The following is a 445-nucleotide window of genomic DNA, read 5'->3' on the forward strand; positions in this document are numbered from 1 at the left end:
TTAGCTATGGCACTTAATTCGATTGGTGTGGAAGCTAAATCCTATACCGGACGTCAAGTCGGTATTAAAACTGACAGTGCATTTACCAAGGCGCGTATCGAGTCTATTGATACAGATGTCATGACCAATGACCTAGATGCAGGCCGTGTTATTGTGGTTGCCGGTTTCCAAGGCTTTGATGCTAATGGAAATACCACAACACTAGGTCGAGGTGGTTCAGATACTTCAGGTGTTGCTCTTGCTGCTGCTTTAAAAGCTGACGAATGCCAGATTTACACTGATGTAGATGGTGTTTACACTACTGACCCTCGCGTTGCTCCTAAAGCCAAAAAAATCGACCGTATTTCTTTTGAAGAAATGCTAGAAATGGCATCATTAGGTTCTAAAGTTTTACAAATTCGCTCAGTAGAGTTTGCCGGGAAATATCAAGTTCCTTTACGTGTAT

At 42.2% G+C, this 445-nt stretch carries 1 pseudogene; it reads left to right on the forward strand.

The annotated features are described in order from the left end of the window. Positions 1 to 445, forward strand: a pseudogene (locus GBI16_RS18515) (aspartate kinase); the annotation flags it as partial.

The sequence above is a fragment of the Acinetobacter sp. TUM15064 genome (genome assembly GCF_008980265.1).
Taxonomy (GTDB): Bacteria; Pseudomonadota; Gammaproteobacteria; order Pseudomonadales; family Moraxellaceae; genus Acinetobacter.